This is a genomic window from Flavobacterium cerinum, assembly GCF_004028155.1.
GTDB lineage: Bacteria > Bacteroidota > Bacteroidia > Flavobacteriales > Flavobacteriaceae > Flavobacterium > Flavobacterium cerinum.
This window is the reverse complement of record NZ_SBII01000010.1, coordinates 159,334-181,159: the sequence shown is the minus strand read 5'-3', so window position 1 is coordinate 181,159 and position 21,826 is coordinate 159,334. Positions and strand designations below refer to the sequence as shown.

The 21,826-nt window shown below is 37.4% G+C and carries 13 protein-coding genes and 3 pseudogenes; 14 read left to right on the top strand and 2 right to left on the bottom strand.

The window, feature by feature from the left end; translation table 11 throughout:
- Positions 1-149, top strand: a 149-nt coding sequence (locus EPI11_RS14340) for a T9SS type B sorting domain-containing protein (protein WP_128390663.1), incomplete at its 5' end; no start/stop codon positions are given.
- Between the two features lie 174 nt (positions 150-323).
- Positions 324-956, top strand: a pseudogene (locus tag EPI11_RS14335) (IS6 family transposase).
- Between the two features lie 247 nt (positions 957-1,203).
- Here the strand turns inward: EPI11_RS14335 and EPI11_RS14330 are convergent.
- Entirely contained in the window at positions 1,204-2,535 is a 1,332-nt protein-coding gene (locus EPI11_RS14330; RefSeq protein ID WP_128390662.1) for a M43 family zinc metalloprotease, read from the bottom strand.
- A 1,430-nt stretch (positions 2,536-3,965) separates the two neighbouring features.
- On the opposite strand from EPI11_RS14330, the gene EPI11_RS14325 reads away from it, so the two are divergent.
- Positions 3,966-4,418, top strand: coding sequence for a hypothetical protein (locus EPI11_RS14325; protein WP_128390661.1), 453 nt, complete (start codon positions 3,966-3,968; stop codon positions 4,416-4,418).
- Positions 4,419-5,256: 838 nt separating this feature from the next.
- Complete coding sequence (locus EPI11_RS14320) at positions 5,257-5,598, top strand: hypothetical protein (RefSeq protein WP_128390660.1); 342 nt, start codon at positions 5,257-5,259, stop codon at positions 5,596-5,598.
- 98 nt (positions 5,599-5,696) lie between these two features.
- Here the strand turns inward: EPI11_RS14320 and EPI11_RS14315 are convergent, their stop codons facing one another.
- Positions 5,697-7,331 carry a helix-turn-helix domain-containing protein gene (locus EPI11_RS14315; RefSeq protein ID WP_128390659.1) on the bottom strand — a complete coding sequence of 545 codons (1,635 nt, stop codon included), beginning with the start codon at positions 7,329-7,331 and terminating at the stop codon, positions 5,697-5,699.
- 262 nt (positions 7,332-7,593) lie between these two features.
- Between EPI11_RS14315 and EPI11_RS14310 the strand changes: the two genes are divergently transcribed.
- The 10 genes and pseudogenes from EPI11_RS14310 (at position 7,594) to EPI11_RS14265 (ending at position 21,799) form a co-directional block, all read left to right on the top strand.
- Positions 7,594-8,514, top strand: a complete 921-nt coding sequence (locus EPI11_RS14310) for a helix-turn-helix transcriptional regulator (RefSeq protein ID WP_128390658.1) — start codon at positions 7,594-7,596, stop codon at positions 8,512-8,514.
- Between the two features lie 171 nt (positions 8,515-8,685).
- Positions 8,686-8,799: pseudogene (locus EPI11_RS14305) on the top strand (DDE-type integrase/transposase/recombinase); the annotation flags it as partial.
- A gap of 525 nt (positions 8,800-9,324) precedes the next feature.
- Positions 9,325-11,784 (top strand): collagen-like protein, encoded by a 2,460-nt coding sequence (locus EPI11_RS19180; RefSeq protein ID WP_128390657.1) that lies wholly within the window; start codon positions 9,325-9,327, stop codon positions 11,782-11,784.
- A gap of 115 nt (positions 11,785-11,899) precedes the next feature.
- Positions 11,900-13,864: an autotransporter outer membrane beta-barrel domain-containing protein gene (locus tag EPI11_RS14295; RefSeq protein WP_128390656.1), complete on the top strand. Its 1,965-nt coding sequence runs from the start codon at positions 11,900-11,902 to the stop codon at positions 13,862-13,864.
- 255 nt (positions 13,865-14,119) lie between these two features.
- Positions 14,120-15,721 (top strand): hypothetical protein, encoded by a 1,602-nt coding sequence (locus EPI11_RS14290; protein WP_128390655.1) that lies wholly within the window; start codon positions 14,120-14,122, stop codon positions 15,719-15,721.
- Between the two features lie 233 nt (positions 15,722-15,954).
- Positions 15,955-17,205, top strand: a complete 1,251-nt coding sequence (locus tag EPI11_RS14285; protein ID WP_128390654.1) for a gliding motility-associated C-terminal domain-containing protein — start codon at positions 15,955-15,957, stop codon at positions 17,203-17,205.
- 44 nt (positions 17,206-17,249) lie between these two features.
- On the top strand, positions 17,250-18,158 hold the full coding sequence (locus EPI11_RS14280) for a PorP/SprF family type IX secretion system membrane protein (RefSeq protein WP_128390672.1): 909 nt from the start codon (positions 17,250-17,252) through the stop codon (positions 18,156-18,158).
- Between the two features lie 10 nt (positions 18,159-18,168).
- Positions 18,169-20,103 carry an OmpA family protein gene (locus EPI11_RS14275; protein ID WP_128390653.1) on the top strand — a complete coding sequence of 645 codons (1,935 nt, stop codon included), beginning with the start codon at positions 18,169-18,171 and terminating at the stop codon, positions 20,101-20,103.
- 276 nt (positions 20,104-20,379) lie between these two features.
- Positions 20,380-20,469, top strand: a pseudogene (locus EPI11_RS19280) (DDE-type integrase/transposase/recombinase); the annotation flags it as partial.
- Positions 20,470-21,235: 766 nt separating this feature from the next.
- Positions 21,236-21,799, top strand: coding sequence for a helix-turn-helix domain-containing protein (locus EPI11_RS14265; RefSeq protein ID WP_128390652.1), 564 nt, complete (start codon positions 21,236-21,238; stop codon positions 21,797-21,799).
- The last annotated feature ends 27 nt before the right edge of the window (positions 21,800-21,826 follow it).

The following is a 21,826-nucleotide window of genomic DNA, read 5'->3' as shown; positions in this document are numbered from 1 at the left end:
GTCCTGATGAAAATGGCGGATGGGACGGAACCTTTAACGGTAACCCGGTACCGGCAACCGATTACTGGTTCACTGTTACCTACCCTGAAACTGTGGGAACAACCGTGATAAACAAAGAATTTAAAGCACATTTCTCTTTAAAACGATAAGCACACACATGGTTTAAATAACTTTTAAAGAGTTTTTTTTAGTTGAAAAGCCCTGTATATTCTAAAGAATTGCAGGGTTTTTTTTGGTTCTGTCGCATCTATGAATAAGTTTTACCTTTAGTCTTGTAAATTCTTAATTTAATGAACACCAATGGTCATTGTTAACTTAAAACTATAATTCTTCAAGCTGTCTATTTCAAATTAAGATTTACCCTAAGTTATAGAGACGTTAAGGAAATAATGAAAATAAGTGGGGTTCAGGTCGACCATGCTACAATCTAAAGATGGGTGTATAAGTTTACACCTTTTATTGTGACACAGATGAAGAAACGTAAACTTAGAGTTAGCAGTAGTTTGCGAATGGATGAAACTTATATTAAAGTTAAAGGATAGTGGTGTTATTTGTATAGGGCGGTTGATAAACGGGGGAATAGTTTTGATTTTCTGCTGACAAAAAGAAGGCAGAGTATGAGTGTCCAATCTTTTCTAATTAAAGCAATCAATAATAATTAGAAACCCAGAGTAATTACTATTGATAAAAGTGGTTCTAATACTGGAGCTATAAAGGTTTATAATAAGCGATTATTCTCTAAGATAAAGATTCGACAATGTAAATATCTAAACAATATTGTTGAGCAGGACCATAGATTTATTAAATGGCGCATACAAAACGGTTTGGGATTTAAAAGTTTTGAATCGGCTAAACGTACTTTGAACGGAATTGAAATAGTACACATGTTGAGAAAGATTCAGATGATTAATCCTGGGATTACTATGTTCAAATCGTTCTGTAAATTGGTAGCTTAAATTTGGAGTGCTCAAATATCTTGAATCTTTATAAATAGATGCGACAGAACTGGAACATATTTTTATACTATTTTTAAAACCAATGGTTATATATTAATAGATAATTATAATAAAATCGGTTCTGAAAACTCTTATAGTTGATGGTAGTTTTTTTAACAAAACTAAAAAGTCATAGTGATTTCTACATAAAAAGGAGATTGTAAATCCAATCTCCTTTTTAATATCTCATATGAAACTGTTAGAGCGACTACTCTTTTATAAATTTTAATGATATTGTTTTATTTTCCTGAATAATTGTTATATTATATATACCCTGACTCAAGATCGAAGTATCAATATGAAGATCTACGCTAAACCTGATAATGTTTGAGTCAACAAGCTGTCCTAAAGTGTTATAAATCGCATAGCTTCCTATAGTATCAATTTGGTCGGATGATATGAATAAAACATTGGATGCAGGATTAGGATGTATTTTTATTCCCTGTAATTCATTTTCATTTATACTGGCAGTTGTGGAACATGCATTAGATATAATTAGGCTTGACCTGCGTTTTGCGTTTTGTAACACAGTCAACATCCTGTTTTTTTGATCGTTAGTAAATACACTTTTGCATTCATCAGGCGTGTAGTCCATATGGTTTTCTATCATATCAGACCCCTCATCGTCTGGGCAGGAATCATTTGGAACACAGGTTAAATTCATAGCAATTGCTGTGGGTGTATCATTACAGTAATCGGTAGCTGTACAATCTTCGCCATCGCCCCAAATGTGCCTCAGTCCTAAAAAGTGACCCATTTCGTGTGTAAGCGAACGGCCTTTGTCCATTCCAGGTATATATTGTCCGGGTACGGTGTCAGAAGATCCGAAACATCTATAAAACATGGTAATACCATCATTAGAGTAATTTGACTCATCTCCTTCAAGGCCTTCAAGGCCAGAACCTTCAGGAAAAAATGCAAACCCACCGATACCAAGTAGATCACCGCCAAAGTTGCATACCCAAATGTTCAGGTATTGTTCAGGATCCCATTGAGTTTGGGGTTTCAGGGTATTTTCAATATTATCCCAGTCCCAGCTTACCTTTTCCATGTTAATATGGTTGATACCATTAGTTGCATTGCCATCTGGGTCACGTTGTGCAAGGCAGAATTCTATGCCTATATCTACACCTGGGGTATTAGGGTTATAACCAGGAGTATCGGGCACCCTTCTAAAATCGTTGTTAAGAACTTGTATTTGCGAGTGTACTCTTTCGTCTGTAATATTTTCATTAGTACCTATAGGATCACCATTATGTATGATATGTACCACAACAGGCAGAGTTATCACTTCGTTCGCTATTTTTTGCAGCTGCTTTTTTCTTACAGCTTCGACTTTGGGTGCAAGCCATTTTTCAAATTGCTTCTCTCCCTGACTGTTCTTCATTTTATCTTTTAACCGTTTTTGATATTCTACTGAAAAGCACGGGTTAAAGTTTTCGATAGATTTCCCAAATATTTTTGGCTGCTGGGCATTAATAAACCCTGAAAATAGTAAAACAATTATCGCTATAGTTTTTTTAATGGTATTAGTCTTCATAATTTAAAGATTTAGATATTATTGACAGAGCAAAATTATCATTGATATCTCGTTAAAATAGTTATTTATTGTTATTTACTGTTATTTATCGTTAAGCCAAAATGTGTTTTTTGGAATCTGAAATTGCATAAATTAGGCTAAACTCATTATTTGTTCTGTCGCATCTAAGAATAAGTTTTACCTTTAGTCTTCTAAATTCTTAATTTAATGAACACCAATGGTCATAGTTAACCTAAAACTATAATTCTTCAGGCAGTATATTTAAAGCTTAGGTTTACTTTAAGCTATCGGGATGTTGAAGAAATAATGAAAATGTATGGCTTTCGGGTATACCATGTTACAATCTAAAGATAGATATATAATTTACGCCTTTTACTGTGACAAAGATGAAAAAAGCAATCTCAGAGTTGGATATAACCAGCTACAGGAAAACTATTTTATTATTAATATTGTGATTATTTTCTTATATTTTAAACAAAAAAAAGTGCACTAATAGGTGCACTTAGGTTTTGATAATTTGTATGTTGTGATCAGAGGAAGACAAAAGAGAAATTCGTGAAGGCCTATTTTTATTGGGTTTTTAAAAGAAATGCTTTTTTTTTAATGGGCAGATTGCGGAGTTTTAGGCTCCGGCCAAAAACACTGCGAGCACCAATGTTTATTGGTGCTCGCATATTCCGCGGAGAAAGAGGGATTCGAACTATTGTCCTTTAAACCACTAATACCGCAGATTCTTTCGATTAAAAATTTAAAACGCCACGAATGCGCCACGAATTAGTTGTTATAGCAAAAATGCCACCTTTTTACGGGTGGCATTGTGCTGGGCGGAGAGTGAGGGATTCGAACTACATTGAATATAGTACCTCTAAAACCTATTTTTTGATGTTTTTTGGAAGGTGCGCCACGAATATGCCACGCTTAGTATAAAACTACCTTAAGTCATCAAGATACTTCTCCTTAATTCACAATAACCTGTCGTAAATTTATTTTTTAATCTATCTTATTGAGCTCCTGCACGAAGCCGACTTATTTTAAAGAACGTCATCATTCGATTTGATAAGATATAAATTTACTGAAATATAATACTCGCACAAAAAAAAACGTAATATTTTTTATTTTTGGACTTCAGAACTTTTAATCGATAATGATAAATGGCAAAAGCAAGATTCAGTAAATAGAATGATCATTGGAAGTTATCTAGGAAGTGTTATCAATAAAGTTTGTAATTAAGATTATCTTTCACCACTAAAGTGGGGAAGAACCGCTATTAGTGGTATATGTACTGTGATACTTTGTTGAAAATCACAAATCCAATTATATGCTGACACGGACTCATCGCTATAAAATGACGCATTTCTGCGAATAAAATATTACCTATCTTTAACAAAGAAACGTGAAGCGTTATTTTAATCTCTGAAAAACTGGTTTCTATGAAATTTGGAAATGGCTTTAGTTTATTTTGGATAATCTATTTGTTGTTTTTTGCGATTGGACTGCCACTCATTCTCCATTACGCAGGAGATCATCATCAAAGCGATTTTGAGATGACTAATACATCTGCCAGCAAGGCATTCATTTTGCTTGGCGTGGGCACGGCACTTTGGTTCATCGTATTTATTTTTTACATCAAGAAATTTTTGGTTAATCTTGCTTTGAAAAAAAATGACATTAAAGTGCTTAATATGATTGGGCTGCTATTACTGATTGCTTTGGCAGCAGGAATATTGGTTTATACCTATATAAATGAGAGCCGTGGGTATGGTTGGCGGTATTTATATTTTTGGCATCCTTACATCTTTATTCCCAGCTCTTTTATTTTTTACTCAGGTCTTTTTTTTGACATCACAAAAGGTCTTTTTTCAAAATTTAGGGCAAATCCTTAAAATCGTATTTGTCATTTTTCTGGAAACGAACGAAGCGGTAATATAATCTGTAAAGCAGACAGGGCTTACCGAAAACAATATGCCTCAAATCCTGTTTAATATTCATTTATCGATGAAAAGTAGAAGATAAGGGAAGTAAATCTTACTTGCCTGATTGTGTTTAAATGAGGCATATAATTGATATACCCATATTCACTCAGCTCCCTGACACATTTGTGATAGGTGCTGATATTTTAGCTATGCTCATAATCTGATGGCTAAAAGGCAGGATGGGGTTAGCAACATTCCAAGTAAAATGAAAAAATCACTGATCCTAATCTTATTGGCGATATTATCCCTTAATATTACCAATGCCCAAAAGAAAGGCTTGAACAATACCTTGCATAAATTTTCGGCAGATAAATTCAATTAATTTGTTTAATCTAGGATAAAAAAATATTTTTTATCTACTCGTACTTACTTAAAAATAATTTTTTAAAATGTTTTACTGTAGTAAAATACCGGCTTTAATATAAAAACATATGGTGTACTATCCAATATAATAAGGGATTAGTGAAAAAAAATAACTACACGTGTATATGTGCGTTTGTGATTTTAGTTTTTTATTACTTGTATACTATTCCTTTGTTACATCCTCCTTGACATACTTATTTTTTGTTTTTGGATAAAGGCTTTTGTAAAAAACAAATTTAGGATCGCTCAATTTTTATTTAGGCTATAACTGCTATATAAATTAAAGTATTAATAAATTATTTATAGTATGGAATATAATTTGACCACAAGGCAATACCAAATAGTAAGTGGTTTCGTAAAAAGCTTTTTACCCGAGAATAACCGCTTGATTCAAGATCCTTTAATTGAACTTACATACATAACAAAAATCCTTACTTCCATATTCGACGAATACTTTGACTTTAATGTTGGAGTTGAAGATGTATTTGGAATCTTTGAAGAATATGGATACGCACTTTCTGTAGTTGAACCCAGACATGCTTCAAAGACAGGATCACCCTATGTAAGGACCAATTCAGGTAATATATATATTAATATTTCGCCCCTTATTATAAGGGAACTGGAAATGATTAGTATATATAATAAAGATAAAGACGCGATAATAAAAACACCTCAGTTACAGGATGTGCTATTAAAACTAAAAACATTTGAGACAGCATATTCTTAGAATGCATCCATTATTTATGTTTTCTGCCGGCATATTTAAATTATTACCGAATAGATGGAATAGGATAATTACTTCTAAAGATCTTAGCCTAAATTATTCTAAACTATTTTATGCTTCTCCTGCTCATCGGTTATGTCTATTTCATTTTTTAAATTGTCGAGGAAATAAGAGGGAGAAATACCTGTTTCTTTTTTAAATGTTGTAGTAAATACTTCTCTAGAGGAAAAGCCACACAATTCAGCCAGGTAACTTATCTTATATTCCCTGTGTTTTGGTTCTTCATAAAGCAATTCTACTATGTAGTTTATCCTTAAGCTGTTAATATAGTTGCTAAATGATTTTCCTTTATGTTTTTTTATAACCTCAGAAAGATATCGTGTATTGGTATTTAAATGATTAGCAAGCCATGTAAGGCTTACATCTTTTTTAATGATGTTTTTAGATTTTTCAAACTTCTCCAGCTTTAAAAGTAAAGCATCAACTGTTTCCTCTATAATATTAAACGATTTATCTGTTAATGGTTTACTGTTGTCATTTGTTTCTTCTGCTAAAGATCCAGTCTTTTTTTCTGTTCTCAGCTTTTGAACTAAGACTTCATAATTCTTATGTAATATTCTGTTTTTTCTTTTCCAAAAGAATCTGATGGCAAAGGCTATAATGATAATAATACATCCGGCAATTATTAATATAGTAGTTGTATGTTTCTTTTTCTCCTGCGAAACGATCCGATCTACAGGTGCTTCAATACGTGCATTTTCGACTGCGTTAATACTGTCGTTTATATTGGTGAACAATTGCATATACTTTTTTGACATGCTTTTGTCGCCAATCTCAAGGTAAGAATCCAGCAGCATTTCATATGCCTCTTGTCGCATGTATGGAGAATTTGCTTTTTTCTCTAGCTCGAGGGCATTAGTTGCATATTTTATAGTGTTACTATAATCTTTCTTTGCATGATAGAACCGACCAAAGGAATTTGATAAAAGCACTCTGTTTATAGCCATAAGTTTATACTTTTTATTGTTGTATATCGCTATAGCATCCAAAAAATACCTTTCAGCAAGGTCTATTCTTTGCGGTTCATGCTGATTTATATAGAACATTCCTATATTTGAGTTTGTGCCTGCCAGCATGTCATATTTATCATTTAGCTTAACATCAGGATTAGGTTCTTCAATCTGTTTTATCTCTTCCAAACTTTTTTTCAGATAATATAAAATACTATCCTGAGAATGATTATCATCCATTTGATCAAAATAGGTTATCATATTTGAGTAGATGAGAGATGTTTTGTAATGACGTGTATTTTTCTTTTGTATTTTTTTTGAGGCTTCCAGAGCGGTCAGATATTCTTCATAACTTGGCTTACTCAATCCCAACTGCCCGTGTGAAAGAGCCCTCATTCTGTATATGTCAGAAAGTACGGTGTAATTTTTGTGTTCTAAAGCCAGGGCTTCTACTTCATAGCTGGTATCAATTACTTTTTTATAATCATCCTTCCGCATGTAGTAAACAGTCAGCATGTGCCCGCTTTTAACTATTCCTTCTTCATATCCGATATGTTTGGAAGCTTCTCTTGCCTGTAATATAATTTTCAAACCTTTCTCTGCATCAACAAAGTCTAAAGTATACCCGGCCTCTTTTAATTGTTTGTCAATATCTTTTTTAGTTTGGGCTTCAAGTGAAGTGGAAAACAAGTAAAGGACTATAAAAAGTGGTAATATCCTTCTCATAATTTTTTTAATAGGTAATGCAAAGCTAAATTATTTGTAATAGATGCCTTACTTGTGATATTGTTTTTTAACATTTATTTAGGAGCTATGTATCAAACTTTTAATTTCTGGCAAAAATATATAACTATCTTTTAATCAGTTGTTTGTGTGTTTTTTTTAATGTGATATATTCGGAAATGCTTACATACATGCATTTACACACGTATTTTTTTGGTGTAAAATTGTGTCAAATTTCACACATCATTTTTAATCACAAATTACTATGGTTTTAGAAAGCATTTCTGGTTTTTACAGTAAATTAATTGAAGATGGAACTGAAAGATCAAAAGATAAAAGGGAGTCAGAGCTTATTAAATTATGGAATAAAAGTTTTCTAACGCTTTCATTACTGTTTTTTTTGATTGCAGTGTATGATCTATTCTGGATATCGTCCTTAATTTGCTATTCTTTTTTTCTTTTATCGGTATTTTTTTGTTACATAATATTTACCGATTTAAAGTTTAATGCTCTGGCACAGACTTTTACCTACCTGCTGTTGAGTTTTGTCTTTTTTTATTTATCTTCTCATACAGGGCTAGAATCGGGAATTATTTTCTACTACATTCCTTTGGTATTGTCCCTTACTATTTTTTTTGACATAAAAAAAAATAGTAAGGGAGCAGCATTGATATTTTTCTTTGTGCTTTTTGAAGTATTTTTTGAGATATTCTTTGATTTAGGAACAGATTCTCCCTGGCCAATGAAAAAGAATCATATTTTTTTAGAATCAATGATTGGATCTTTTTCTATGGTATTTTGGCTCACCCACTTTTTATTGCGTAGACAAGTTATATTGATAAAATACTACAAGGAAAGAACGGAAAAGCGCATTGAAGAAGTAAATGCTGACATTGATAAGCTTAAGTTAGTTAAAGACCTGGCTGAGCAGGGGAGTGTTTATTTTTTATCAAAATTCAAAAGCCTGCATCCTTATTTTTGTGACAGGTTGGTTGAAATTCAGCCGACTATAGTTGCAAGTGAAATGGAATTCTGTGCATATATAAAATTAGGATTTTCGACAAAGGAAATTGCCGTAGCCACCCGTAGCAGTGTGAGGAGTGTTGAAGGTAAAAAATACAGGATTCGGAAAAAATATAATATAAGTGAAAAAATAGATATTTATGTATGGATGACCAATTTATAAAAGGTAGCAGGAGCCTACAAAATCATTTACTTTCTGTTGCAACCCTACAACCAACAAAGTAGTTTTTTATGGTTCTGTCGCATCTAAGAATAAGTTTTACCCTTAGTATTCTAAATTCTTAATGAACACCAAAAGTTGGCATAAATAAAGAAACGTAAACTAAGAGTTAGCAATAGTTGGAGAATAGATGAAACGTATATTCAAATTAAAAGATAGTGGGGTTATTTGTATAGAGCAGTTGATAAACTGGGAAACACTATTGATTTTTTGCTGACAAAAAGGAGACTGAGGATAAGACCATAATTTGCTGTTGCAGGATTTTAAGATTTTAGGGTGGTTAAAATAGCTTTTTTAACAAAAATTCTACCAAAGTATTAATATTCGTCGAAAAATGTAATATTTGGATACTCGTTTACTACTTAAAAAGGTAATAATTCTGTATTCATTTTATATATAAAATATTTTTAACAGCCTAATTGTTTTTTTTAAGTAATTAAAAATCAAGTATTTGAAAATTTTAGATATACACATGTATATGTGCGTATATCAATTTGTTTTTCATTTTCAACTAAATCCTTCTTTTGTTTCATCAAATAGTTTAAGACTATACCCGGTCAAAACTAATATCCATTTATCCGTTTTCCTAGTAAAATGTTTTTAAAAGTTTGCAGCACATAAAAATGCTTAATGGCTTTTTCCCAATGCTTTGTAATAGTGTGGATTGTATGAATATATTTTCTAGATGTTATAAATTATACTGTATAACAGTATTGCAAGTAGTGTATAGTACTAAAATTTAAAAAAGAAAAGATGAAAAACAAGTTGATCCCATTAATTGTTGCCTTGGGGGCAAGCTATGGTGTATATGGACAGGTGGGGATAGGCACACCAAATCCGAACAATTCCTCACAGTTGGAGATTGTTGCGAGTGACAGGGGTATTCTCATCCCAAATGTTTCCTTGACCAGTACAGTTGATGTTGCTACTATAACAAACGGTAATATTAATAGTTTGCTGGTATTCAATATTTCTACTATAGCTGATATTAAGCCAGGCTATTACTACTGGTATGTGGATAGATGGCATAGGATTATTACCTCGACAGATCTAGATAATACAGGAGGAAATGTAACTTACAATCCTATAACCAACCAGTTTACTTATATCGATAATGATGGCAATGTTCAGGTTATTAATTTTGAAGAGATAGTTCAGAATAACGAGACCATTACAACTTTTGTTGACAATGGGGATGGAACTGTTACCTATACGAATGAAGCAGGAGTAGCTGTAACTGTTAATATGGGACAAGGTTTGCAAGGACCGGCAGGTCCTGCGGGACCCCAAGGTCCAGCAGGAACAGTTGGAGTCGAGGGCCAGCCTGGCCAGAGCGGTACCCCGGGAATCCCGGGATCGGGTACTCCTGGTGCACCAGGCGATGGCGTTACAATAGTTACCAACGACAGCGGTACATGGGTATACAACCCTACAACCAATACATGGACAAATATAAATGGACCAGCGGGACCACAGGGTCCAGCGGGAACAGTTGGAGTTGAGGGTCAGCCTGGCCAGAGCGGTACCCCGGGAATCCCGGGATCGGGTACTCCTGGCGCACCAGGGGATGGCGTTACAATAGTTACCAACGACAGTGGTACATGGGTATTCAACCCTACAACCAATACATGGACAAACATCAACGGACCGGCGGGACCACAGGGTCCAGCGGGAACAGTTGGAGTTGAGGGCCAGCCTGGCCAGAGCGGTACCCCGGGAATCCCAGGATCGGGTACTCCGGGTGCACCAGGGGATGGCGTTACAATAGTTACCAACGACAGCGGTACATGGGTATTCAACCCAACGACCAATACATGGACGAACATCAACGGACCGGCGGGACCACAGGGCCCAGCAGGAACAGTTGGAGTCGAGGGCCAGCCTGGCCAGAGCGGTACTCCTGGAATCCCGGGATCGGGTACTCCGGGTGCACCAGGGGATGGCGTTACAATAGTTACCAACGACAGTGGTACGTGGGTATTCAACCCAACGACCAATACATGGACGAACATCAACGGACCGGCGGGACCACAGGGCCCAGCAGGAACTGTTGGAGTTGAGGGCCAGCCTGGCCAGAGCGGTACCCCAGGAATCCCAGGATCGGGTACTCCGGGTGCACCAGGGGATGGCGTTACAATAGTTACCAACGACAGTGGTACATGGGTATTCAACCCTACAACCAATACATGGACAAACATCAACGGTCCCGCAGGGGCAACGGGACCACAGGGTCCAGCGGGAACAGTTGGAGTCGAGGGCCAGCCTGGCCAGAGCGGTACCCCTGGAATCCCGGGATCGGGTACTCCGGGTGCACCAGGGGATGGCGTTACGATAGTTACGAATGACAGCGGTACATGGGTATACAACCCTACAACCAATACATGGACGAACATCAACGGACCGGTAGGTCCTGCAGGGGCAACAGGACCACAAGGACCTCAAGGATTAGCTGGGGCTGATGGAACCGACGGTATTGACGGAGCAACTGGTCCACAGGGACCAGCAGGACTTCAAGGACCAGCAGGTGCCGATGGGCAAGGTGGTGTAACTACTGCAGGAACTGGAATTTCAGTTACAGGAGCAGGAACATCAGGAGATCCTTATGTAGTAGCTACTACCGTTACCGATACAGATGATCAGCAAATTGAAGTGTTTGATTTTGATACAGCTACAAAGGAGTTGACACTTACTTTGGAAGATGGCGGTTCGGGAACAGTTGACCTTTCAGTACTGGCGGCAACAGCTTCAAACGGTACAGATATCGACGATACATTAGGTGATGTGAAATTGGGAGGCCCATTGACAGAAGTTACCACAATAACAGCTTCTGTAGCGAATACGCTTGCAATAGCTGGACTTCAGGATGCAACGGCAACCGATAAGATTGTGATGGCAGATGCTGTAACGGGTGTACTAAGGGTCAAGGATGCAAATGCAAGCAAGGTAGTGAAAGTTACTGCTGCTTACAGCGCCCTGGCGAATGATGCTACTATTTTAGCGGATGCTTCAGGAGCACCGTTTACGCTGACCCTACCAACTGCGGCAAGCAGTACAGGGAGGACCATAGTAATCAGTAAGGTAGATGACACGGCAAACCTGCTCACTTTTAGCGAAAGCATTAAATTGAATGAGATTGACACCTTTACGGGGATTAACTATAACACAACAATCCGTATCCAGAGTGATGGTACTGATTGGTATATGATTGACTAAAGAAGTTATAAGTTACGGGTTGCCCTTTATGTTAATCAAGGCAATCAGTGATACATAACTTATAACTCCTAAAATCTTTTTAAAAAATCAATTGGTTCATAAATAAACAGGAACGATGAAAAAAAATACGATAAGAACAGCACTATTTATAGCCCTATTGTCAATGGGAGGCTATAGTGTAAACGCACAGAATAAGGAATTAAAGGTGGGAACCAACCCTACCATCAAACAGCCATCTGCTGTATTGGAAGTAGAAAGTGCAAACAAAGGAGTGTTGATGCCACGTGTGGCTTTGACAGATATTGAAGATACTGTTACCATAGCCTCTCCGGCAAATGCCTTAACCGTATTCAATACAGTCACGGCAGGAACTACACCAAATGATGTAACGCCAGGTTACTACTATTGGAGTACGGCAGAAAGCAAGTGGATCAGGCTTTTAAATCAAAATGATGCAGTAGAGCCTTGGCAAGTGGAAGGGACTGCGAATAAAGCAACTAACAATACGCAAAACATCTACCAAATGGGTAATGTAGGTATCGGCACAGCCACGCCTGAGGGCAGGCTGCATGTCTACGCTAATTCATTAGCTACCACACCTATATTTGAAAAGGCAACAACTAATGTTCCTGCAACAAATTTTGGCTTGGGGATAGTGAGTGTTAGACATTTGGCAAATTTGACTTCTGCTAGCCTGGCAGGTTACACAGGACATGGTTCCTGGGTTGCAGGAGGTGTCACTTTGGGACAGAATTACTCGTTTAAGAGCGGTACCGACGCACAAATAGATATTGCAGGTATTTCTGCTGGCCTGATAGATTATAATAACAAGAAAGGGCAACTAAACTTTTTTGTAAATAGCGGTATATCAGGATTTAAAAGCGCTCCACTTTCTGGTTTAAACCCACCAGAAATGGTATTGTCAACTGATGGCTATTTGGGTCTGGGCACTGCCACTGCTAATAATTTTGCCACTTACTTGCCACCTACTAATAAATTGCACGTAAAAACGACAGGCACAGTAAATCCTGTACGCTTCGAAAACTTGCAGGCAAGTGTGACACCAGGCACAGATAAAATTGTAGTAGCCGATGCGACAGGTGTTTTGAAGACAGTAACAGCAGCCGATATCGCCGCCCCTGAGACCAATACCACTTTATCTATTGCAGCAGGAGAGCTGGTGTATGCGAATGAACAGGCCAACAATGTAAACGTAAACCTTATATCGGCAGATGCAGATAATGCTTTGATAGCAGGTACAGATGGTCGTCTTTTTACTCCTGTCATTGAAAATATTTATACTGCTGATGGCTTACTTACATCAGATCGTACGCTTGGTATAAATAATCATCAACTTACTTTTAACGGTACCGAGCAGCAAACTTTTTGGAGTGCCGATGGTAGCATGAATCAATCTGGTTCTGGCGGAAGAGCTTCGCTATCGATCTATGGCGGGGACGACAGTAATTTGTTTATCCAGCAATTCCAAAACTCTAATGCGCAGATCACTACGGGAGGCAATAGTACCAGTTTATATTTAGGTACAGCTGATACTAATGTTTCTGCACCAATCATCTTTAGTACGTCTGCAGGTGGTGGTGCTAATGGTATAGAAAAAATGCGCATTACGGGAGAAGGAAACATAGGGATTGACCAAAATTTTCCTACTGAAAGATTGGATATCGGTACCGGAAATGTTCGTGTTCGTGGTATTAATGCCAATGCAGGAACAGCAGGAGACAAGATTGTAGTGGCAGATGCAAATGGAATTTTAAAAACCATAGCTGCTCCAACAACTACGGCCATCAGAACCGAATCAGCCAATTATGCGGCTGCAGCTGCGGACGAAACCATCCTGGTAAATGCTGCTGGGGGAACCGTAATCGTAACGCTTCCTTCAGCGCCAACTGTAGGAAAAAAATACAACGTAAAAAAAGTTGACAGTACAGCCAATACCGTTACGGTAAATGGTAACGGACATAACATTGATGGTACGGCAACTATTTCGGGCACCTTGCCTTACCAAGGATGGGTAATGCAATATGACGGAAGCAACTGGTTTATCATCAGTAGGATATAATAAGCTTAAAAGCAGTTCTGAACCCTGTTGATTCAGATTCAGAACTGCTATAATGATTAGTTGAAGTGCTTTTAAAACTAAAAAAGGATTTAGTAAACAAGTTGGATAAAGCCCTTCTACTTTATTCCCCACATTAGTTGGCCATCAGAAGGTGCTGACTTAATAAAAAGAAAATAGCAGAATACTTCCGGCTGTAAGTTCTGGACTGATTTTGAGTAAGAAAAACAATAATTTGTAATGTTAAATACAAAAGCAATGAAAAATAAAAATCTACTTTTTGTAACGATTATGGCTTTGTTTGGCACCGTTAGAGCAAACGCACAAGAAGGTTTTGGAACAAATAGTCCGGCACCGTCGTCCGTTATAGACATGACGGCAACAAATAAGGGCGCTTTATTACCTAGGGTTGCTTTGACCAGTACCATTGCCGCCGCACCAGTAACTGCACCAGCAGATGCCCTGACGGTATTTAATACTGCTACGGCTGGAGTGGCACCCAACGATGTAACCCCTGGCTACTACTATTGGAGCACGGCAGGCAGCCAATGGATCAGGCTTTTGAACCAGAATGATGCCGTTAGCCTTGAACCATGGCAGATACAGGCGGGTACTGCCAAGGCGGGTACCAATGCCCAAAGCATCTATCAAACGGGTAGTGTTGCGGTGGGGGATTTTAGCGGTGCGGCATCCACGAAAAAAATGGAGGTGAAAGGAACTTTCAAATCAGAAGTTGCGGACGGGAACATCACTTACGGGACAGAGATGGACCATCCTATCTTACCTGCCCAATCCATCCTTAATTACCGGATCGACAACTCAACAGGAGATTACAAGATGATGGCTGTTCATCCTTTTGCTTCGGTGATGCAAGCCAAAACTTCTACGACGGAATCTACAATGGCTGTGAATGACGTGCAGTCGGAAATGTCCTCCCGGCTGGTAACGGGTGCTATTGAAACGGCAAGATCTACTGTAAGGACGGCAAGCTCAGGTAACTTTTTTATGGAAACCTATAATGTTACCAATGATTATGGATCTACCATATCCCTGCAAAACGACGGTCTCCGTTTGGTACACTCTACAACCGATGCACCTACGACCTTTCTAAGTGAAAACGACCGATCTGAGATTATGGTACAAAAGGCAGAGGGTGTACGCTTTGACTTTAAGGATGCGGTGGGGGTTTCCAAGGGACAATACTGGTTTCCTGTGACATCTGGTACTGCTGGACAAGTAATGACGCAAAGTGTGGGTAATAAGATAGTTTGGACAACCCCATCGGGTTTTGCTTTGGCCAACAACGGTCTGACCAAGAATGCAACAACGAATGAAATTGAATTGGGCGGTACGCTAAACAGGACAACTGTAATAACTACCCGAAATGGGGCTACTGACCACCCCTTTAGGTTTTCAGGAAATGGCAATACTGTATCTGTGTCTAATGCAGGAACAGAAGGCAGGATTACAGCCACAGGTACAGGAAGGGGATCAATAGCAGTTACTGGTGGGAATTCAATAGTGGATATTTATGCAGATAATAATGCTGTTGGACAGATAGCAAGTCGCGGAACGGGAAGTACAGGATTGATAGTGAGAACAGAGACGGCAACTCCTTTATCTTTTCAAACGGCGAATTCAGAAAGGATGAGGATTTCGGGTGCAGGAACCGTGGGCATTGGAATAATTTCCCCTGCAACCAATACAAGGCTCCATATCGTGAAAGATGCGGCCGATCTTACTCCAGCAATTATTGTAGGCTGTAATACGTATGCAGATAATGCTGCCGCCGTAACAGCAGGACTTCCTGTGGGGGGATTATACAGAAAAGCCGATGGTACTTTGATGGTAAGATATTGATAACAGTTATTGGAAACATAGAATAGAAGTATCTACAATACTAAGAGTGAGGTACATTAAAAAATCCCGAAAGTAATACTGTTTTTTTTATATGGGTAAAAAAACTAGGCATAGAGAGCAGATGAAATTTATGATAGGGATCGAGTCCTACAAATACCGTTAATTCTTTGCGGGTACTACTGAATGTCATCCTCTTTAATTTAAGAAACAAATAAGATAAAAAGTAAAATGATATGAATAAGTTGTTGACACATAGGATAATACTTGGGGTATCTCTGATAGTAGGCGTATGCCAGGGACAAACGGTAAACACGGGTATCATGGCCGTGAAGCCGGGTACCATTGTGAGCACTTTGTTTGATTTTGACAATAAGCCTACGGGTGATTTTGTCAACGACGGAGAGTTCTACGTGTATGCCAACTTCAATAACGACGGCTTGGTGACTTTCACGCCTGGACCGATGACAGATGGATATACCCGTTTCCAAGGAAGCAGCATTCAGAAAATATCAGGAGCCATGCCCAGTGAATTTCTGGATGTGCTTTTCTATAATGAAAGTACCCAACCCGCTTTTCAGTTGTCCGGCGATATCAGCATCTATGGAAATTCTGAATTCAATCAAGGAGTGGTGGACAATGACGGCTTTGGAGGTACAATTTCATTCGAACAGGATGCCGCACACACGGGGACTTGGAATGGCAGCCATGTTGATGGTGAAGTGATCAAGAATGGAAGCACGGATTTTATCTACCCGATTGGAGACAAGAATCTTTACCGCTATGCAAGGATTTCAGCTCCAGCCGAAGTGGCTTCAACTTTTACAGGAAAATACTTTTTTGAAAACTCAAACGGACTGTATCCGCATACCAGCAAACAACCAGAGATAGAACTGATCAATAACAAAGAATACTGGACACTGACAAAGGATGGCGGCACCTCAGATATCCTCTTGACCCTAAGTTGGGATGAACTTACCACTACACCGGCAGATGTTATCGCTTCTCCAGAAAGTGACATCCATATAGTGAGGTGGGACGAAGTGCAGAACAGGTGGGTAGATGAAGGCGGAATAGCCGATGCCGCTTCGAGAACAGTGTCAACTCCGGTTGAAGTGTCGGGTTATGGAGTATTTACACTTGCAAGAGTGAAAACAATTACTCCAGACTGTATTACCATTTATAATGCTGTTACACCAGATACACCAGATGGTTTGAATGATTATTTCTTTATAGAATGTTTGGAGAATTATCCGGACAATACTATAGAGATATATAATCGTTGGGGTGTTAAAGTATTTGAAACAGAACATTATGATACCAAAGGAAATGTATTTCGTGGTTATTCAGATGGAAGGGTAACAATCGACGGTAGTAAGAAATTACCTTCAGGAACATATTTCTATATACTTACCTATAAAGTCCCGCAAGGTAACGATACCCATACCAGACGAAAAGCCGGTTATTTATACCTACAGACCAAATAAGAGACTAATCAAAAAAGAAATATATAATGAGAACAAATAAAAAGATGAGATCTATTTTTTCTTTATGGTTAATGCTAGCTGTAGGAATAAGTTTTGCCCAGCAGGATTCACAATTTACACAATATATGTATAACCCTGTAAATTTCAATCCCGCCTATGCCGGTTCAAGGGAAGTGTTGAGTATTTTTGGGATGCACAGAACACAATGGGTTGGTCTTGACGGGGCACCTGTTACCAACACTGTATCTGTTCACACGCCTATAGAAAACAGTAATGTAGGTATAGGGTTGTCTTTTATCAATGATAGGATAGGGCCTTCTGATGAAAACACCATTTCTGTAGATTTTTCCTATACGATATATACGTCAGATTATTATAAGCTTGCTTTTGGATTAAAAGCCACTGCAAACTTACTGAATGTTGATTTTACAAAACTGACACAACAACCAGGTGATCCGGAATTACAGTACAATATTGATAACAGGTTTTCACCCAACATAGGAGCAGGTATTTTTTGGTATTCTGATCGTTCCTATTTTGGATTGTCTGTTCCTAATTTTTTAGAAACCAAACATTTTGATGGTGGAGACAACTCTGTTGCGAAGGAAAAAATGCATTATTATCTTATAGGAGGTTATGTTTTTGACTTAAGTCCAGAACTGAAATTTAAGCCATCAGTGCTTACAAAATTAGTAAAGCAAGCTCCTTTGCAAGTGGATTTTTCAGCCAATTTTTTATTCAACGAAAAACTGACTTTGGGAGTTGCCTACAGGTGGAGTGCGGCGCTTAGTGCAATGGTAGGCTTCCAGATTACAGATGGGCTGTTGGCAGGCTATTCCTATGATGCAGAAACGACAAAACTGGCCAACTATAATTCAGGATCCCATGAAATCTTTCTAAGATTTGAATTGTTCAAGAATTATGATAAGATTATTTCTCCAAGATTTTTCTAAATAAAAAAGTATGAAACACAAATACCTATTCATAGCACTATTGAGCATAACTTCTTTTGTATTGAATGCCCAACAGGCTAAAATCAAAAGGGCAGACAAGGATTATGATAATTTTGCCTATATCGATGCGATAAAAACCTACGAACGTGTAGCCGAAAAGGGCTATAAGGATGTCGAAATGTTCAAAAAACTGGGCAATGCCTATTATTTCAATGCCGAATTTGACAAGGCAGAGAAATGGTATGCCGAACTTTTTGCGATGGTACTGGAAGTAGAGCCGGAATACTATTACCGCTATTCCCAGTCCTTAAAGGCAATAGGAAAGTACGATCAAGCCAATACGATGCTTGATGCGTTCAATGAGAAGAGCGGTAATGATTTAAGGGCAAGATTGTACAACCAGCAAAAGGATTATCTCAAGGTAATTGAAGAAAACTCGGGTAGATTTGTTATAGAAAATGCAGGAATCAATTCAGGATACCAGGACTACGGGACAGCCTTTTTTAAAAACCAGTTGGTTTTTGCCAGCTCCAGAACATCAAAGGGTGTGAGTATGAAAATCCATAAGTGGAACAACCAGCCATTTACAAGTATGTTTGCTTCGAATGTGGATGGTGGTGGTAATCTGCAAGAACCGGAAAGATTTCAGCCAAACATTGATACAAAATTTGACGAGGCCACACCTGTTTTTACCAATGATGGCACTACCCTATATTTTACGAGAAGCAATTATACCGATGGCAAGAAACGAAAAAGCGATGACAGGGTAACAAAGTTGAAATTATACAAGGCTACCTTGAACGAAAACGGAAATTTTACCAATGTAAAGGAACTCCCTTTCAACAGCGATCAATACAGTACGGCACATCCCGCTTTGAGCCCTGATGAAAAGACGCTTTATTTTGCTTCCGATATGCCGGGAACTTATGGACAGTCAGATCTGTATAAGGTAAGCATCAACGAGGATGGAAGTTTTGGTACGCCTGAAAACCTCGGAACAGGAATTAATACGGAAGGGAAGGAAACATTCCCGTTTATCTCTAATGACCATGAACTGTATTTTTCATCTGATGGACATCCGGGGCTGGGAGGTTTGGATGTATTTGTTTCAAAGATTGGGGATAGCTTTAAGGAAGTAATCAATATTGGAGCACCTATAAACTGCCCTATGGATGATTTCGCTTTTTTGATTGATACCAAAACGCAAGTTGGTTTTTTCTCATCAAATAGAGAAGGAGGCTTAGGCTATGATGATATATACAAATTCAAGGAGCTTAAAAAATTGAGCTGTGAACAATTATTGACAGGTATTGTAACAGATGTAAAGACTGGGGCAATTTTGACAGACACAAAGGTTACCCTGTTTGATGAAAAAATGAACAAGATTACTGAAGTCTACAGTGATGCGAAAGGAACCTATACTTTTGATGTAGTGGAATGCAAGAAAGTATACTATGTAAGGGCCAATAAGAAAGACTATAATCCGGTTGAACAAACGGTTGTCATTGGCAGTGAGACAGGAGAGACCAAGTTGCCGTTTGAAATGGAACCTTATGTAATTCCTGTAAAAGTTGGAGATGATTTGGCAAAGGTGTTCAAAATCAAGATCATTTATTTTGATTTGGACAAATGGAACATCAGACCGGATGCCGCATTTGATCTTGCAAAGATTGTTGACGTAATGAAGGAACATCCGACAATGAAGATTGATGTGCGTTCGCATACGGACAGCCAACAGTCACACAGATACAATGAAAAATTATCAGACAGGAGGGCAAAATCTACTATTGCTTGGATGATAGGACAAGGCATTGAAGCCAATAGACTTACGGGAAGAGGATACGGTGAAACACAGCTCATAAATAAATGCAGCGATAATGTAGAATGCACTGAGGATGAACACCAAGCCAATAGGAGGAGTGAGTTTATTATAATGTCCTTATAATATTGAGGGGTTCTGTCGCATCTAAGAATAAGTTTTACCTTTAGTTTTCTAAATTCTATAATGAACACCAAAGGTCATTGTGATCCTAAATCTATAATTCTTCAGGCAGTATATTTAAAGCTTAGGTTTACTTTAAGCTATCGGGATGTTGAAGAAATAATGAAGATGTATGGCTTTCGGGTAGACCATGTTACAATCCAAAGATGGATATATAATTTACGCCTTTTACTGTGACAAAGATGAAAAAAGCAACCTCAGAGTTGGAGTAGTTGGAGAAGGGATGAAACTTATATAAAAGTTAAAAGGCAGTGGTGTCATCTCTGTAGAGCAGCTGATAAACTGGGAAATAGTGTTGATTTATTCTGATAAAAAGCAGTGAGAAGATTGAGTTCCTAGTGTTTTCTAATAAAGGTAATCAATAATAATTATAAGTCTAGAGTAATTACTATTCATAAAAGTGGTTCTAATACTGGAGCTATTTATGTTTACAATAATCGTTTTTTCAAAGATAGATTCGACCATGTAATATCTAAATAATATATTTATATAACCAGCTACAGGAAAACTATTTTATTATTAATATTGTGCTTATTTTCTTATATTTTAAATAAAAAAATGTACACTAATAGGTGCACTTAGGTTTTGATAATTTGTATGTTGTGATAAAAGAAAGACAAAAGAAAAATTTGGGAAGTCCCATTTTTACTGGATTTTTAAAAAGAAAGACTTTTTTTGATTAGAAGGTTCCGGAGTTTTAGGCTCCGGCCAAAAACACTGCGAGCACTAATGTTTATTAGTGCTCGCGTTTTAAGCGGAGAAAGAGGCTCCGAAACCTTTATATTTTTCCCAGCAAAATAGGGCTTTCACAATCTTCTCTAAAAACAGGGTCACCTATAGGTTCACTTAACTTTCAGCTTATTAAATAATAATAACGTAAAGATAACTAATATCTGTTTAAACTTGTAATTTTGGTCTTATTTTCACATAGATACGTTGGGAGAAATATTTCACATGACTTATGATGTTTAACTCATTTTAGATCCAACAGATTTGACATAATGATGGGTAATTAAATTTTAATGTTAAGTTTGTCGATGTATAATAATAAAAGATTCTGATCTAAATCAAGGATATGGGGATATTATTCGTTAAAAACATGGTCTGCAGCCGTTGTATAATGGTAGTTCAAAATGAACTCGAAAAACTTGGTTTTGAGTTTACAAATATTAAGCTGGGGGAAGTTACCCTTACAAGGGAGCTAAACTTAGATGAAAGAAATTCATTGGAAGCAGTACTAATTCCTTTAGGTTTTGAAGTGATTGATGATAAAAAGAGTAGAATAATTGAAAAGATAAAAAATATAATCATTGATTTAGTGCATCATCAAGATAATGATGTAAAAAACAATCTATCTGACATATTAGGTGAAAAACTCAATCATGATTACAATTACCTTTCTAATCTGTTCTCTGAGGTAGAGGGTACTACAATAGAAAAATATTTTATAGCTCAAAAGATCGAAAAGATAAAAGAGCTTTTAGTTTATGATGAATTATCATTAAGCGAAATTGCTATCCGTTTAAATTATTCAAGTGTTGCTTATCTCAGTAATCAGTTTAAAAAAGTAACTGGTTTAACACCAAGTCATTTCAAACAAATTCGCGAAGAGAAAAGAAAGCCACTGGATAAGGTGTAAGTAAATATTACAAATCAAATCCATAAT

Excerpts from the sequence above, each read along its gene's own strand:
- EPI11_RS14290 (WP_128390655.1), top strand. The coding sequence starts at position 14,120 with ATGAAAAATAAAAATCTACTTTTTGTAACGATTATGGCTTTGTTTGGC.
- EPI11_RS14275 (WP_128390653.1), top strand. The coding sequence starts at position 18,169 with ATGAAACACAAATACCTATTCATAGCACTATTGAGCATAACTTCTTTT.
- EPI11_RS14285 (WP_128390654.1), top strand. The coding sequence starts at position 15,955 with ATGAATAAGTTGTTGACACATAGGATAATACTTGGGGTATCTCTGATA.
- EPI11_RS14265 (WP_128390652.1), top strand. The coding sequence starts at position 21,236 with ATGGGGATATTATTCGTTAAAAACATGGTCTGCAGCCGTTGTATAATG.
- EPI11_RS19180 (WP_128390657.1), top strand. The coding sequence starts at position 9,325 with ATGAAAAACAAGTTGATCCCATTAATTGTTGCCTTGGGGGCAAGCTAT.
- EPI11_RS14315 (WP_128390659.1), bottom strand. The coding sequence starts at position 7,331 with ATGAGAAGGATATTACCACTTTTTATAGTCCTTTACTTGTTTTCCACT.
- EPI11_RS14295 (WP_128390656.1), top strand. The coding sequence starts at position 11,900 with ATGAAAAAAAATACGATAAGAACAGCACTATTTATAGCCCTATTGTCA.
- EPI11_RS14330 (WP_128390662.1), bottom strand. The coding sequence starts at position 2,535 with ATGAAGACTAATACCATTAAAAAAACTATAGCGATAATTGTTTTACTA.
- EPI11_RS14325 (WP_128390661.1), top strand. The coding sequence starts at position 3,966 with ATGAAATTTGGAAATGGCTTTAGTTTATTTTGGATAATCTATTTGTTG.
- EPI11_RS14310 (WP_128390658.1), top strand. The coding sequence starts at position 7,594 with ATGGTTTTAGAAAGCATTTCTGGTTTTTACAGTAAATTAATTGAAGAT.
- EPI11_RS14280 (WP_128390672.1), top strand. The coding sequence starts at position 17,250 with ATGAGATCTATTTTTTCTTTATGGTTAATGCTAGCTGTAGGAATAAGT.